Source organism: Hymenobacter translucens (genome assembly GCF_020685205.1).
GTDB classification, from domain to species: domain Bacteria; phylum Bacteroidota; class Bacteroidia; order Cytophagales; family Hymenobacteraceae; genus Hymenobacter; species Hymenobacter translucens.
Map to the genome: position 1 here is coordinate 51,777 of NZ_JAJERB010000011.1, position 14,855 is coordinate 66,631.

The 14,855-nt window shown below is 61.6% G+C and carries 13 protein-coding genes; 8 read left to right on the forward strand and 5 right to left on the reverse strand.

The features are described 5' to 3' along the window. The first annotated feature begins 115 nt into the window (after positions 1–115). The 8 genes from LJY25_RS19515 (at position 116) to LJY25_RS19550 (ending at position 8,322) form a co-directional block, all read left to right on the forward strand. Positions 116–883, forward strand: a complete 768-nt coding sequence (locus LJY25_RS19515; protein ID WP_227610167.1) for a succinate dehydrogenase cytochrome b subunit — start codon at positions 116–118, stop codon at positions 881–883. Positions 884–927: 44 nt separating this feature from the next. Continuing rightward, the gene (locus LJY25_RS19520) at positions 928–2,862 is read left to right on the forward strand and encodes a fumarate reductase/succinate dehydrogenase flavoprotein subunit (RefSeq protein WP_227610168.1); all 1,935 of its coding nucleotides are present in this window, start codon (positions 928–930) and stop codon (positions 2,860–2,862) included. Between the two features lie 118 nt (positions 2,863–2,980). Continuing rightward, positions 2,981–3,736 (forward strand): succinate dehydrogenase/fumarate reductase iron-sulfur subunit, encoded by a 756-nt coding sequence (locus tag LJY25_RS19525; RefSeq protein ID WP_227610169.1) that lies wholly within the window; start codon positions 2,981–2,983, stop codon positions 3,734–3,736. A 140-nt stretch (positions 3,737–3,876) separates the two neighbouring features. Then, positions 3,877–4,404, forward strand: a complete 528-nt coding sequence (locus LJY25_RS19530; protein ID WP_227610170.1) for an NADPH-dependent FMN reductase — start codon at positions 3,877–3,879, stop codon at positions 4,402–4,404. A 65-nt stretch (positions 4,405–4,469) separates the two neighbouring features. Further along, positions 4,470–4,853, forward strand: a complete 384-nt coding sequence (locus LJY25_RS19535; RefSeq protein WP_227610171.1) for a hypothetical protein — start codon at positions 4,470–4,472, stop codon at positions 4,851–4,853. A gap of 139 nt (positions 4,854–4,992) precedes the next feature. Continuing rightward, positions 4,993–5,736: an MbnP family protein gene (locus tag LJY25_RS19540; RefSeq protein WP_227610172.1), complete on the forward strand. Its 744-nt coding sequence runs from the start codon at positions 4,993–4,995 to the stop codon at positions 5,734–5,736. Between the two features lie 198 nt (positions 5,737–5,934). Continuing rightward, on the forward strand, positions 5,935–7,041 hold the full coding sequence (locus LJY25_RS19545; RefSeq protein ID WP_227610173.1) for a cytochrome-c peroxidase: 1,107 nt from the start codon (positions 5,935–5,937) through the stop codon (positions 7,039–7,041). Positions 7,042–7,167: 126 nt separating this feature from the next. After that, positions 7,168–8,322 (forward strand): acyltransferase family protein, encoded by a 1,155-nt coding sequence (locus LJY25_RS19550; RefSeq protein WP_227610174.1) that lies wholly within the window; start codon positions 7,168–7,170, stop codon positions 8,320–8,322. Between the two features lie 88 nt (positions 8,323–8,410). Here LJY25_RS19550 and ftsZ read toward each other — a convergent pair whose 3' ends face one another. From ftsZ to murG, 5 genes are all read right to left on the reverse strand, one after another. Next, positions 8,411–9,901 carry a cell division protein FtsZ gene (gene ftsZ / locus LJY25_RS19555; protein WP_227610175.1) on the reverse strand — a complete coding sequence of 497 codons (1,491 nt, stop codon included), beginning with the start codon at positions 9,899–9,901 and terminating at the stop codon, positions 8,411–8,413. A 125-nt stretch (positions 9,902–10,026) separates the two neighbouring features. Beyond that, on the reverse strand, positions 10,027–11,400 hold the full coding sequence (gene ftsA, locus LJY25_RS19560; protein WP_227610176.1) for a cell division protein FtsA: 1,374 nt from the start codon (positions 11,398–11,400) through the stop codon (positions 10,027–10,029). Positions 11,401–11,485: 85 nt separating this feature from the next. Continuing rightward, the gene (locus tag LJY25_RS19565) at positions 11,486–12,199 is read right to left on the reverse strand and encodes a cell division protein FtsQ/DivIB (protein WP_227610177.1); all 714 of its coding nucleotides are present in this window, start codon (positions 12,197–12,199) and stop codon (positions 11,486–11,488) included. Between the two features lie 34 nt (positions 12,200–12,233). Next, on the reverse strand, positions 12,234–13,652 hold the full coding sequence (gene murC / locus LJY25_RS19570) for a UDP-N-acetylmuramate--L-alanine ligase (RefSeq protein ID WP_227610178.1): 1,419 nt from the start codon (positions 13,650–13,652) through the stop codon (positions 12,234–12,236). Between the two features lie 66 nt (positions 13,653–13,718). Next, a complete protein-coding gene (gene murG, locus LJY25_RS19575) occupies positions 13,719–14,849 on the reverse strand; it encodes an undecaprenyldiphospho-muramoylpentapeptide beta-N-acetylglucosaminyltransferase (RefSeq protein WP_227610179.1) in 1,131 nt (376 codons plus the stop codon). Between the last annotated feature and the right edge of the window lie 6 nt (positions 14,850–14,855).

The window sequence follows — 14,855 nt, forward strand, 5'->3', positions numbered from 1 at the left end:
TGATTCACGTTTGAATAGGAATGCCGTTAACGCCCAATTTCAATTGTTTCGTACGGGGTCGGCACTTACCTTTGGCCTCTACAACCGACCTTTCCCAAACCTCCCAGTAGCTTCTATGAGTTGGATTACCAAAACATTCTCCAGCAGCATCGGCCGCAAGATCATCATGTCGCTGACCGGCCTGTTCCTGTGCACTTTCCTGCTTGTTCACCTGCTGATCAACCTGCAGATGCTGCGGCACGACAATGGGGATTCGTTTAATTTCTGGGCGGAGTTCATGGGTACCAACCCTCTGATCAGGGGTATGGAAGTGGTTTTGATGCTGGGCCTGATCCTGCACAGCTACCAGGGCCTGGCGCTGGCCATCAAAAACAAAAAGGCCCGGGGCGCCCAGGGCTATATCGTAAACCACCCCGAGGCCAACTCGAAGTGGTCGTCGCGCAACATGGCCCTGCTGGGCACGCTGCTGCTGATCTTTCTGATCGTGCACCTGATGAACTTCTGGATCCGCTCCCGCTTCGACGCCATGGGCGGCCTGGCAGAGGTGCGCGTCGCGAACCTCGACCACCCCGTTGGCGATCTGTACTCGGTAGCCGCCGCTTCGTTTAAAATTCCCTGGTACGTGGCGTTGTACGCCCTGGCGCAGATTGCCCTGGGCTACCACCTGTGGCACGGCTTCACGAGCGGCTTCCAGACGCTTGGTCTCAACCACCGCAAGTACTCCCCGGCCATCCGGTTTACCGGTTATGCATTTGCCGTAATCGTTTCCCTGCTCTTCGCGGTTATACCAGTGGTGATGTTCTTCGGCGACAACTACCAGCCCCGGCCCGCTACCGGCAACACGGTGGAACAGTCGCTCGGGGCTGACCCCGCGCTGCGCTAGGCCATGCACTCACTTGTTTGCTCCACTTCATTCCGTTCCCACCCATGATCTTGGATTCGAAAATTCCCGAAGGGCCCCTGGCCGAAAAGTGGGAGAAGCATAAGTTTAACGTTAAGCTCGTCAACCCTGCCAACAAGCGGAAGTACGACGTGATTATCGTCGGTACCGGCCTGGCCGGGGCTTCAGCCGCCGCTTCGCTGGCCGAGCTGGGCTACAACGTGAAGGCCTTTTCCTTCCACGACTCCCCGCGCCGCGCCCACTCCATTGCCGCCCAGGGTGGTATCAACGCTGCCAAAAACTACCAGAACGACGGCGACTCCGTCTTCCGCCTGTTCTACGATACCATCAAAGGGGGTGACTACCGGGCCCGGGAAGCCAACGTGTACCGGCTGGCCCAGGTATCGGTCAACATCATCGACCAGTGCGTGGCCCAGGGCGTACCCTTCGCCCGGGAATACGGCGGCCTGCTGGCCAACCGCTCGTTCGGCGGCGCCCAGGTTAGCCGCACGTTCTACGCCCGGGGCCAGACCGGCCAGCAGCTGCTGCTGGGCGCCTACTCGGCCCTGAGCCGGCAGATTGCCTACGGCAAAGTGAAGATGTACAACCGCACCGAGATGCTGGACGTGGTGGTAGTCGACGGGCACGCCCGCGGCATCATCACCCGCCACCTCATCACGGGTGAGATTGAGCAGCACTCGGCCCACGCCGTGGTGCTGGCGACCGGGGGCTACGGCAACGTGTTCTATCTGAGCACCAACGCCATGTACTCCAACACGACCGCTATCTGGCGGGCGCACAAGAAGGGTGCCTTCTTCGCCAATCCCTGCTTTACCCAGATTCACCCCACCTGCATTCCCGTATCGGGCGACTACCAGTCGAAGCTGACGCTGATGTCGGAGTCGCTGCGCAACGACGGGCGCGTATGGGTGCCCAAGACGGTGGAGATGGCCGAGCGCGTGCGCCAGGGCCAGCTCAAGCCCCAGGACATTGCCGAGGACGACCGCGACTACTTCCTGGAGCGCAAGTACCCCGCTTTCGGTAACCTAGTTCCGCGCGACGTGGCCTCGCGCAACGCCAAGATGATGTGCGACGAAGGTCGCGGCGTGGGCACCTCAGGCCTGGCCGTGTACCTCGACTTCGCCGACATCATCAAGCGCACGGGCGCAGACTCGGTCAGCCAGAAGTACGGCAACCTGTTTGCCATGTACGAGAAAATCACCGACGAAGACCCCTACTCGCAGCCGATGCGCATCTACCCCGCGGTGCACTACACCATGGGCGGGCTGTGGGTCGACTACAACCTGCAGACCACCGTGCCGGGCCTGTACGCCACCGGGGAGTGCAACTTCTCCGACCACGGCGCCAACCGCCTCGGGGCCTCGGCGCTGATGCAGGGCCTGGCCGACGGCTACTTCGTGATTCCCTACACCATCGGGGATTACCTGGCCAACACGCCGCCCAAGCCCGTGACCACGGACCACCCCGCTTTCCGCGAGGCCGAGGCCAACGTACGCGAGCAGATCAGCAAGCTGATGAGCATCAACGGCAACCGCACGCCCGACGAGTTCCACAAGGCCCTGGGCCACATCATGTGGGAGTACTGCGGTATGGCCCGCAACGCCGAAGGACTGCGCCACGCCAAGCAGGCCATCCAGCAGCTCCGCAAGGAGTTCTGGTCGGATCTGAAGGTGGTGGGCAGCAACGATGAGTTGAACCAGACACTTGAGAAGGCCGGCCGCGTGGCTGACTTCATCGAGCTGGGCGAGCTGATGGTGGACGACGCGCTGAACCGTAACGAAAGCTGCGGCGGCCACTTCCGCGAGGAATACGCCACGCCGGAAGGCGAGGCTCAGCGCGACGATGAGAACTACGCGTACGTTGCCGCCTGGGAGTTCCGGGGCCTCGACGTTCCCGAGGTCCTGCACAAGGAGGACCTGCAGTTCGAAAACGTGAAGCTCACCCAGCGCAGCTACAAGTAAGGTTTTAGGGACTTAGGGCTTAGGTTTTAGCCTTAAAGCCCTTGTTCCTAAGACCTATTCCCTAAGACCTAAGACCTCAGAAATACCCATGGCTGGAAGTAACCCGAATGCCAAACCAATGAATCTGACGCTGAAAGTGTGGCGTCAGAAAAACCGCGCCGCGGCGGGTCAGGTGGTACAATACAACGTCCGCGACATCTCCCCCGAAATGTCGTTTCTGGAAATGCTGGACGTCCTCAACGAGGACCTGCTGCGCAAAGGCGACGACCCGGTAGCGTTTGACCACGACTGCCGCGAAGGCATCTGCGGCTCGTGCAACCTGTTCATCAACGGCCGGGCTCACGGTCCCGAGCAGGGCACCACAACCTGCCAGCTGCACATGCGCAAGTTCTCCGACGGCGACACCATCACCATCGAGCCCTGGCGCTCCCAGGCCTTCCCGGTCAATAAGGACCTGAGCGTCGACCGCTCGGCCTTTGACCGGATCATTCAGGCCGGTGGCTACGTGAGCGTGAACACCGGCGGCGTACCCGACGGCAACGAGATTCCGATTCCGAAGCCCATTGCCGACCGCGCCTTTGAGGCCGCGACCTGCATCGCCTGCGGCGCCTGCGTGGCCGCCTGCAAAAATTCCTCGGCTATGCTGTTCGTGTCGGCCAAGGTGTCGCAGCTCGCGCTGCTGCCCCAGGGTCAGGTCGAGCGCTCAACCCGCGTGGAAAACATGGTGGCCCAGATGGACAGGGAAGGCTTCGGCGCCTGCTCCAACATCGGCCAGTGCGCCGCGGAATGCCCGGTGGGCATCTCGCTCGAAAACATTGCCATCCTCAACCGCGAGTTCATCTCCGCCAAGGCTACCTCGAACAACCTGGCGTAGGTGATTCTGATTTCTGAAAAAAGGCGAAAGGGACTTCCCGTTTCGCCTTTTTTTATGCCTACCCGGTTCCGTCGGCTGGTCGGCTAATCATTCCCGGCGCTTTCGTTGTTAGCAGCCAAAGCATCCTGACCTATCCCTTCATGATAACCATTATTGCGGGCACCAACCGTCCGAACTCCCGGGCAACCCGGCTGGCGGCCTTGTACGCGGGCATTCTGTCTGAGCTGGGCGCTGCGCACCAGATCCTGGACCTGGCCGACCTGCCCGCGGACTTTACTGCCACCGCCCTGTATGCCGAAACGGGTCGGAATGCCGCTTTCAACCAACTGGCCCGGAAAGCCGGAGAGGCCAGCAAGCTGGTTTTCATCGTGCCCGAGTACAACGCCTCGTTTCCCGGGGCGCTGAAAGCCTTTATCGACGGCCTGCCTTACCCCGGCGGCATCCGCGGCAAGAAAGCAGCTTTGGTGGGCTTGTCGTCGGGCTCCCAGGGCGGGCTGCTGGCCATGGCCCACCTGACCGATATCCTGATGTACCTCGGCACGGCCGTGCTGCCCAGCCGGGTGCGCCTGCCTGGCATCGACCAGTACCTGACGGCGGAGGGCGAGCTGACGCATCCGCTGTACCAGCAGCTGCTGCGCGAACAGGCAACCGAGCTGCTGGCGTTTTAGGCGCCGCACCGGCCAGCGGCCAGCTAACGGACATCCAGTATATTTGATAACCCTACCCTGGTTCCGTGGCCCGTCTCTTCTCCTGGTTTCTTGTGTGCCTGATCCTGCTGCAGACTTTCAGCCGGGAGCTGGTTGTTCTCAACTACCAGGCCCAGAAGCAGCGGATTACCGAGCTGTTCTGCGTGAACAAGGCCCGCCCGGCCATGCAGTGCAACGGGAAGTGCCACTTGGCCAAACAGCTGCGAAAAGCCGGCAGTACCGACGGCAAAGCCCCTTCCACGAGCTTTGCCAAACTAAAGCTCGACGCCGTTAGCCCCCTGCCCCGCCTGCGGTTTTCCTCGCACGCCACCGTTCCGTCCGCGCCGCGCCGGTTTGCCGGCTTCCGCCCCGGTTACTACGCGTTTACGCCCGCGCACGGCGTCTTCCACCCGCCGTCCTTTCAGGTCTGACCTCGACATGGCCGCTGCTGCCCGCAGCCGGCCTAGCCACCAGGGCATCAATTAGCCGGGCCCGGTGTTGCTGAAGTATACGTAGTTAACTGATTGACTAGCACGGATGAAACTTACCCGATTCACCTCTTACATAACCATGGCAGTTCTTGCTGCCTGCTCCCTTACTAGCTGTGAGGACGATGACCCCAAAACCGAAACCGGGGCGGTCAGCATCCGAATGGACCACGTGGTAGGCACCGCTCCGCTGGTGCTGGGCTCAACCAGATATGCCGTTGGCTCCGGCGACAGTCTGACGGTGTCGGCATTCAGCTATTTCGTGTCGAACATCAGGCTGAGGCGCCAGGACGGCACCGAGTACGCCGCTCCCAGCAGCTACTTTCTGGTCAAGGAGTCGGATGCGGCCAGCAAAACGCTGGTGCTGAAGGATGTGCCGCCGGGGGACTACGCCAGTATGAGCTTTTTGCTGGGCGTCGATAGCACCCGTACCGTTACCGAAGCGCCGGCGGGTTCGCTCGACCCCACCAGCACCATGTACTGGCCCATGACCCGGGAGTACATCTTCCTGAAGCTGGAGGGCACGTCCCGCCAGTCGCCTAGCTCCGCCCTGCTGTTCCACATTGCCGGCTACCGCAAGCCCGTCAACACCCTGCGAACCATCACCCTGCCCTTTACCGGCTCCTCCCTGCCCGTGCGCCAGGGCAAAACGCCGCAGGTTCATGTGAAGGCGGACATACTCAAGGCCCTGACCGGGCCCAACCCCATCCGATTTGCCACGGTGTACAGCACGATGAGCGGGTCCAATACCAACCAGAACATGCTGAAGATTGCCGATAACTACGCGGCCGGTATGTTCCGGGTCGACCACATCATGGCCAACTAGCGGCCACAACCCGCTCTTAGTGGCTCCCAGGCTGATTAAGCAGCAGTGCTGCGGGCAATGCCCCCGCTGCTTTATTTGAAGGATTGCGCACGGGCGAGAAGACCCAGTTGATCCTGACGGCAAAGTAAACTTAACCGGTCATCCCTGGCGTTGTCGTGCCAACGCCTATCTTTATCGGGCCCGTTCCTGCTTCACTCCATGGCTCTGAACCTTACCCGCTTACGCGCCCTGCTCCTGCTACCGGCCGGCATGCTGCTGCTTTCCTGCTGCACTGACCCCCTGGAGGAGGAGCCGGTCGTGACGACGCCGTATCAACTCACCATTCCCAGCAACTTTCCCCAGAACGCCCGAATTCCGGCTGATAATCCTCTGACGGAAGAAGGCGTGGCGCTGGGCCGGATGCTGTTCTACGAGCCCCGCCTCTCGCGCGACAACACCCTTTCCTGCGGCAGCTGCCACCAGCAAAGCAAGGCCTTTACCGATGGCCGGGCCCTGGCAATCGGGGTCAACGGGGCCCGGCACACCCGCAGCAGCATGTCGCTCGTGAACCTGGCCTGGGAGCCGGTGCTGAACTGGGACGGGGCCGCCACCACCCTCGAAACCCAGGCGCGCCTGCCGCTGGAAAATCCGGTAGAGATGCACCAGCTTCTGGGCGAAGGCGTGCGCAAGCTGCAGCAGACCGACCTCTACCCGCCTCTGTTCCGCAAGGCGTTCGGCTCCACGACCATCACCGAGCAAAACGTACTCAAGGCCTTGGCCCAGTTTCAGCGGACCCTGATTTCCTCGAACTCCCGCTACGACCGGTCGCTGCGCCGGGAGCTACGCCTGACGGTAGACGAGCAGCGCGGGGAGGCCCTATACAACAACCACCCCAATCCCGACCTCAGCATTGCCGGCGCCGACTGCATGCACTGCCACGGGGGGCCGCTGTTCACCAGCCAAAGCTTCCACAACAACGGCCTGGACGCCACCTTTACCGACCCCGGCCGCAAGGGCGTGACGGGACTGGCCGTGGACAACGGCAAGTTCCGGGCTCCGACGCTGCGCAACATCGAGTTGACGGCGCCTTACATGCACGACGGACGCTTTGCCACCCTGGAAGACGTCTTAGACCACTACAGTGACCACGTCAAGCGCAGCAGCCCCAACATCGACCCGCTCCTGCTTGACGCTTCCAACACCCTGAACGGCACTCAGCTCGACCTGACCCAGACGCAGAAAAACCAGATCATTGCCTTCCTGCGCACGCTCACCGATACCACCTTTACCCGCGACAAGCGCTTCTCCGACCCGTTCAAGCCGTAGCAGTGCCCTGCTCTACGTTCTAAAAAAGCCGTAACCCGCTGGGCCGGCTTTTTTTATGCCTGCTGCCAGGGGCCGTTAATCCGGCGGAACCACGTTCTTTGGCTTTCTTTTCCTTGTTATCTGTACATGTCGCAGCAGACCGTTTCGGCAGCACCGCGGTTAACTCTGCCGCCCCCGGACTCAGCTACCTATTTTCCGGCCCTGACCGGCATTCGGGCGGTGGCCGCTTACCTGGTGTGCCTGCATCACTTCAACCCTTTCCCGAACGAGGGGCAGACTCTCCTGCTGCACCGGCTGGTGATGGAGTTCCACATCGGTGTGCCGATTTTCTTTGTGCTGAGCGGCTTTCTGATTACGCAACGCTACTACGGTACCGAGCAGTGGACCCGGCGCTGGTGGGCCGGCTACCTGCGCAACCGCTTTGCCCGGATCTACCCGCTGTATTTTCTGCTGACCACCCTGACCTTCTGGATGTTTCAGAATCAGCCCGGAGTGGATGGCAGCTGGCGTACTTGGCTGCTCAACGTGCTTTTCCTGCGCGGCTTCCTCGACGAGCTGAAGTACTCCGGCATTGCCCAGGGCTGGACGCTGACCGTGGAAGAATGCTTTTACCTGTTTGCCCCGGTTGCCTTCCTGCTGATCCGCCGGCGCCGGGTGCGGCTGTGGGCCCAGCCGCTGCTGCTGCTGGCGCTGGGCATCGGGTTCGTGCTGCTGCTGCACCGCATTCCGCTGGGGCTGTTTGCCAATTTCAAGTTCATGCTCCTGTTCACCTTCTTCGGACGGTGCTTCGAGTTTTATGCCGGTATGCAGCTGGCCCTCTGGCTGCGGGCCGGACAGCTCCGGGTTGCGCCGTGGCCGGGGCTCTACACCGTGTTGGGCCTGGCGCTGATGGCCGCTACGCTCGGTGGCATGGTAGCCATGCAGGGCAGCTACGACTTCGGACAGGAGCACCCATTTGGCGTGGTGCTGAACAACGTGGTGCTGCCGGGCGGCATCCTGCTGTTCTTCGCGGGCCTACTGGCCGAACGCACTCCCCTGCAGTGGGTGCTGACAACCCCTCCTTTGCAGATCCTGGGCCGCAGCTCGTATATCTTTTACCTGATTCACGTCGGGGTGGTGCACGACTGGCTGGCAGGGCACATAACAGGCAGCAGCGCCGGGCTGTTTCTGCTGCTCAACGCGTTATCAGTTGGCCTGCACTACCTCGTAGAGCAGCCGCTTAACCAGCTTATCCGAAGCCGCCCCCGCCCCGCCACTTCCCCGACTCTTTCGCAGGCATAAAGCTTCAGGCGTAAGACTAGAAACGAAAAAGGGTGGGTCGGAATATCCGACCCACCCTTTTTCAGTGTTGTGTACGAAGGCCGGGAGCTTAGTCCACGTTGTCGTGGAGGAAGCGGTTGTCGCCGAGCAGCTCATTGTCGTCGGAGAGGTTGAAGCGGGAGATGTTCCGCTCGCTCGAGGGCACCACATTTTCCAGCTTCACGTGCCGGCGCAGGTAAGCCGGGGTTTCCAGCTGATCCTTGATGGCATCGTTGGTGAGGCCGCTGCTCAGCTCCTGCAGACGACGACGGCGCTCCTCGGCCCGTACGTCCAGGGACGGACGCGGGGCGGCCGGGGTCGGCACCGGGTGCTGCAGCACGACCGGCTCGGGAGCCGGCGTAGAAGGAGCCGCTACCGGGGGCACGTAGGTGTACGGTGAGCCTTCGAGGTCGAACGTGACTTTGGGCGGCTCTACAGCAGCCGGCTGGGGCGTACCGAACGTCGGCACGGCCGCTACGGGCGTCGGCTGTACTTCCTGCCGGTCCTTGTCGAACAGGTTGATCTGCGGATCGGCTTCCACTTCCACCACTTCGGGCTCCACTTTGGCAGCGTGCATCGTGGTGATGTTGTGAGCCTCGCGGGCAAAGCCGGTAGCAATAACCGTAACCCGGATGCTCTGACCCAGCGTGGGGTCGATGCCGTGACCGAAGATAACCTCGGCGTCCTGACCAGCCTTCTGCTGGATGTACTCCGTGATTTCCGTCAACTCGTCCATCTCCAGCTCCGCCTGGTCGCCCGACATAATCGAGAGCAGAATCTTCTGGGCACCGTGGATGTCGGTGTTGTTGAGCAGCGGCGAAGTCAGGGCTTCCTCGGCGGCACGCTGGGCGCGGTTTTCGCCTTCCGTGATGCTCGAGCCCATAACTGCAGCCCCCGAGTCCTTCATAACCGTCTTCACGTCTTCAAAGTCCACGTTGACTTCGGCCGTGACGGTAATGATTTCGGCAATGCTCTTGGCGGCCGTACTCAGGATGTTATCCGCTTTGGCGAAAGCTGAGCGGATGGGCAGGTTACCGAAGATTTCGCGGAGCTTGTCGTTGAGAATCACCAGCACCGTGTCGCAGTTGTCGCTGAGCTCCTTGATGCCGTGCTCGGCCTGCTGGCGCTTCTTCTTACCCTCGAACATGAAGGGCGCCGTCACGATGCCCACGGTAAGGATACCCAGCTCCTTGGCCACTTTGGCAATTACGGGGGCCGCACCGGTACCGGTACCGCCACCCATACCGGCGGTGATGAACACCATCTTGGTGCCGTTGCTGAGCAGCTCGCGGATCTGCTCCCGGCTCTCGATGGCCGCCTGCTTGCCCCGCTCGGGGTTAGCGCCGGCACCGAGGCCTTCGGTCAGGTCCACGCCGATCTGCAGCTTGTTCGGCACGGAAGAGCTGTGCAAAGCCTGCTTGTCGGTGTTGCAGATGACGAACTCCACGTCCTTGATGCCCTGCGAGAACATGTGGTTAACGGCATTGGAGCCGCCACCACCCACGCCAATCACCTTGATGATCGACTTGGACTGGGAAGGTATATCGAATTTAAAATCCATTGGGAAGGTCAATTAGGAATTAAGAATTGAGAATTAAGAATTAAGAATGGAAGAGGAGGAATTGCGAAACATCCTGAAAATGCCTGTCCAATTCTTAATTCTTAATTGATAATTCTTAATTGACTTTAGTACTGTTTATCGTCGAAATCGTCAATCAGCAGGCCTTTGGTGCGGCTGATGATGTCTTGGAAGAACTTGCCGGCACCGGAGGGCTTTTTAGGCTCAGCCGGCTGCTTGGGCGCCTGGGGCTGGGGCTGCGCGGCCTGGGGAGCGGGCGTTGCCGGCCGCGCTTCGGGAGCCGGGCGGTAGGTCTGCTCTTCCTCGTAGCTGCGCAGGCTGCGCTCGTCGAGCGAGTGGTAGCCGGCCAGCACAAGTCCTACCGTGGTGGCATACATGGGCGACTTCACCGCTTCGATCTTGCTTTTACCCAGGTGCTCGTTGGGGTAGCCGATACGGGTGTCGAGGCCGGTTACGTACTCGGTGAGCTGTACCAGGTTCTGCAGCTGGGAGCCGCCGCCGGTCAGCACGATGCCGGCCGCCAGCTTGTCGGCGTGGCCGGTGCGCTGAATCTCGGCGTACACCAGTTCGATGATTTCCTCCATCCGGGCCTCGATGATGTAGGCCAGGTTTTTCAGGGAAATTTCCTTGGGCGCCCGGTCGCGCAGGCCGGGGATGCTTACGATTTCGTAGTCGGAGGCTTCCTCGGCAATGGCTTTGCCGAACTTCACCTTCAGCTGCTCGGCCTGGTTCTGCATCACCAGGCAGCCCTGCTTGATGTCGGAGGTCACGATGTTACCGCCGAAGGGCAGCACGGCCGCGTGGCGGATGATGCCGTCCTTGAAGATGGCCAGGTCGGTGGTGCCGCCGCCAATGTCAATCAGCGCCACGCCGGCTTCCTTCTCCTCGTCGCTCAGCACCGACATCGAGGACGCCAACGGCTCCAGGATGAGGTTGTCGATTTCGAGGCCGGCCTTGGTCACGCACTTGTTGATGTTGTTGATAGCCGTGCTCTGGGCCGTGATGATGTGGAAGTTGCCTTCCAGGCGCACGCCGGCGTGGCCCACGGGCTCCATGATGCCTTCCTCGTAGTCCACCTTGTAGTCCTGGGGCATCACGTGGATGATTTCGGAGCCGGGCGGCGTGACGAGCCGGTACATGTCGTTGGTGAGGCGGTTTACATCCTCCACGGTGATTTCCGTTTCGGCGGAAGCGCGGGTGATGCTGCCGTTGTGCTGCAGGCTGCGGATGTGCTGGCCGGCAATGCCCACGTTCACGACGCCGATGTTGATGCCCGACTGTTCTTCGGCCTGGCGAATGGCCTTGCGGATGGCATCCACGGTCTTGTCGATGTTGGACACAATGCCGCGCACGACGCCTTCCGACACAGCTTTGCCCATGCCCAGAATTTCGAGCTTGCCAAACTCGTTTTTACGCCCTACCAGGGCGCATATTTTAGTGGTACCTATGTCGAGGCCGACTACAATCTTCTCGTTGTGCATGGAGGTCTGAGGGGCGAGTGGGTTGCGGTTGAGCGGTGTGTTTGCTTCAAAAACGCCGTTTTTAGACGTAAAAACGGGCCTGGGGTTATTCACAGATGATCTGGTCCTTGAATTCGACGTTGACCCGGTGATAGGTGTCCCAGCCGAGAACCGGTGGAATTTGACGGTAAAATACCATCAGTTTCGCAAATTTCTCGGAAATATTATCAGGAAGGCCGAATTCTATGCGTTGGTCGCCTACCTGTTGGGTAAACGAAACCTTGCCGTTGGGGGCAATAAAGAGCTCCGCCACCTGAGCCCGCCAGAACGGATGCTCGTCGATGTAGCGCAAAAGCTCGAGGTAGTGGCGGCCGGTGGAGTCCTGAAAAAACCGGGACTGCAGGGGCTGCCCGCCCAGGCGGGAGATGGGCACCACCCGGGCCGTAAACAGGGGTGACAGCGGCAGCTGCTGCCCTTCGGCGTCCAGGTAGGTGTCGAGGCGGGCGTCGGGGTGGGTAAGGCGGGCAATGGGGCGGTTCTGGCGCACGTCGGCGTGGAGGTTGCCGGCCAGATCGCGGTACACCTGGGCGTCCTTCACGAAGCTATGGGCCCGGAGCCGCGCTTCCAGTGCCCGCAGATCGAGGTCGGCGGGGTGAGCACCCCGCAGGGGCTCCTGGCCATTGCGCGTGAGCAGTGCCCTCACTTCCTTTTCGCTGATGAAGTAGTTGTTGAACTCATTGCTGATGGTGACGATGATGTCGCCCACGGGCCGGTCGGCCTGCCGTACGCCGGCAAACACCGCCAAGCCCGAGAGCAGCACAAGGCACCCGGTAGCGAAAATTAAGTTATTTACCTTACGCTTCAACTCCATTCCAGCGAATATTTAAAATATTCTTTAAAAGTGGTACCAGCTGGTCGATGTCACCGGCCCCCACGGTTGCCAGAACATCGAAATCCTGCTCATTTTCAGCACCCTCCAACACCTGCTGCCGGGTCTGCAACGATTTTTTTGGGGCCGTTATTTGGGACAAAATCAATTCCGACGTTACCCCTTCCAAAGGCAGCTCCCGGGCCGGGTAGATAGCCAGCAGAATCACCTCGTCGGCCAGGCTCAGGCTCTCGGCAAAACCGGGTGCAAAGTCGCGGGTGCGGGTGAACAGGTGGGGCTGAAACACGACCCGCAGGCGCTTGCCCAGGTACAGGGCGCGCAAGGAGCGTAGAAAGGCCTCAATCTCGCGCGGATGGTGGGCGTAGTCGTCGACGTACACCTTGTCCGGGGTCGTGAGGACGAACTCAAACCGGCGCTTCACGCCCCGGTAAGCCGCCACGGCGCCGCGCAGCGCCTCCTCCCCTACCTGCTCCAGCTGAGCCACGCAGGCGGCGGCCAACATGTTCTCGACGTTGTGAAAGCCCGGCACGGCCAGCTCCAGACCTGCAACCGTTCCCTGGGGACTGTGCAGATCAAACCGGAACTGGTGGCCCCGGGCCGTGATGCCATCGGCGTAGAGTTCGGGGCCCTGCGCGGCAGACAGCCCGTAGTGAACCACCCGCACGCCGGGCCGCACCGCCGCGGCCACGCTCTGGTCAGCGGTGTGGTTGAGAATCAGCGTGCCACCGGGCCGGATCTGGCTTACAAACTGCCGGAACGACTCCACGAGGCTTTCCTTGTCGCCATAGATGTCGAGGTGGTCGGCGTCGGTGCTCGTGACGATGGCAATATCCGGGTGCAAAGTCAGGAAGCTGCGGTCGTACTCATCGGCTTCCACCACGATGGGCGCATCGGGCTCGGTGCTCAGCAGCAGGTTGGAGCCCAGGTTTACGGCAATGCCGCCCAGAAATGCTGAGCAAGGCACGCCGGCGTGGTGCAGCAAGTGGGCGACCATCGACGAGGTCGTGGTTTTGCCGTGGGTGCCGGCCACGGCAATGGTGCGGTGCCCGGCCGTGAGCAAGCCCAGCACCTGGCTGCGCTTGCGGATGTCGTAGCCCTGCTCCCGCAGCCAGGCCCATTCCCGGTGGTCTTTCGGAATGGCCGGCGTGAGTACCACCAGGGTCTGCGCCAGGTTTTCGCGCACCACAGCCGGAATCTGCTCAACCGCGTCGGCGTAGTGAATCACGATGCCCTCGGCCGTCAGGGCTTCGGTCAGGGGCGTAGCCGTCTTGTCGTAGCCGCTTACCTGGTGGCCGTTGGCCTGAAACCAGCGCGCCAGCGCCGACATGCCGATGCCGCCGATGCCGAGGAAGTAAACGTAAGGAAATGCAGCTACGGGACTCACTGTTAATTAAGAATTAGTAATTAAGAATTAAAAATTGATCGGCCGATGCCGTCAATTCCTATGTGGTCAGCTGTGGTCCATCAGGTGAATAAGCTCATCAACAATGGTGGCGGTGGCGTCGGGGTGGGCCAGGGCGCGCACGTTGGCGGCCAGCTGCTGCTGTCGGGGCAAATCACTGAGCAAGGCAAGAGCGGCGGCGTAAAGCTGGGTTGGCGCCTCGGCGTCCGAGACGAGCAGGGCGGCCTGGCGCTGCACCAACGCCTGGGCGTTCTTGGTCTGGTGGTCTTCGGCCACGTTGGGGGAGGGCACCAGGATGCTGGGCTTGCCGGTCAGGCACAGCTCCGACACCGACAGCGCCCCGGCCCGGCTTACCACCACGTCGGCGACGGCATAAGCCAGGTCCATGCGCTGCACAAACTCCCGGGCCTGCAGGCCATCCGCCGCGAAAGGCTTGATCTGCTCTACGGCCTGGGGGTAGTAAAGCTTGCCGGTTTGCCAGATCAGCTGCACCCCGGCGTCGCGCAGGCGGCCTAGGGCGGCAGCAGTGGCCTGGTTAAGCGTGCGGGCGCCCAGGCTGCCGCCAATCACGAGCAAGGTCTTCTTTTCGGCGGAGAGGCCAAAGTACTCCAGGGCTTCCGCGCGGCTGCCGCTGGCAATTTCGGTGCGCACGGGGTTGCCGGTCAGCACGAGGCGGTCGGCGGGAAAAAACTTCTCCATACCCTCGTAAGCCACGCAGATGCGGTCCACGCGGCGGCTGAGCAGCTTGTTGACCAGGCCGGCATAGGAGTTCTGCTCCTGAATCAGGGACGGAATGGCCCGGGATGTGGCGGCCAGCAGCACCGGGGCCGAAGCGTAGCCGCCCACGCCCACTACGGCGTCGGGCCGGAACTGCTCAATCAGCTTGCCCGCGGCCCGCACCGAGCGGAACACCTTGACCGGAAACATGAGGTTCTGGGGCGTGAGCCGGCGCTGCAGCCCGCTGATGTCGAGGCCCACAATCTGGTAGCCGGCCTCGGGCACGCGGGTCATTTCCATCCGACCGTTGGCGCCCACAAACAGGATTTCGGCGTCGGGCTGGCGGCGGCGCAGCTCGTTGGCAATAGCCACCGCCGGAAAAATGTGCCCGCCCGTGCCCCCGCCACTGATGATGACGCGGTACGGGTGCGGAACGGCGCTACGGTTGAGGTGCTTGGACACTGAGAA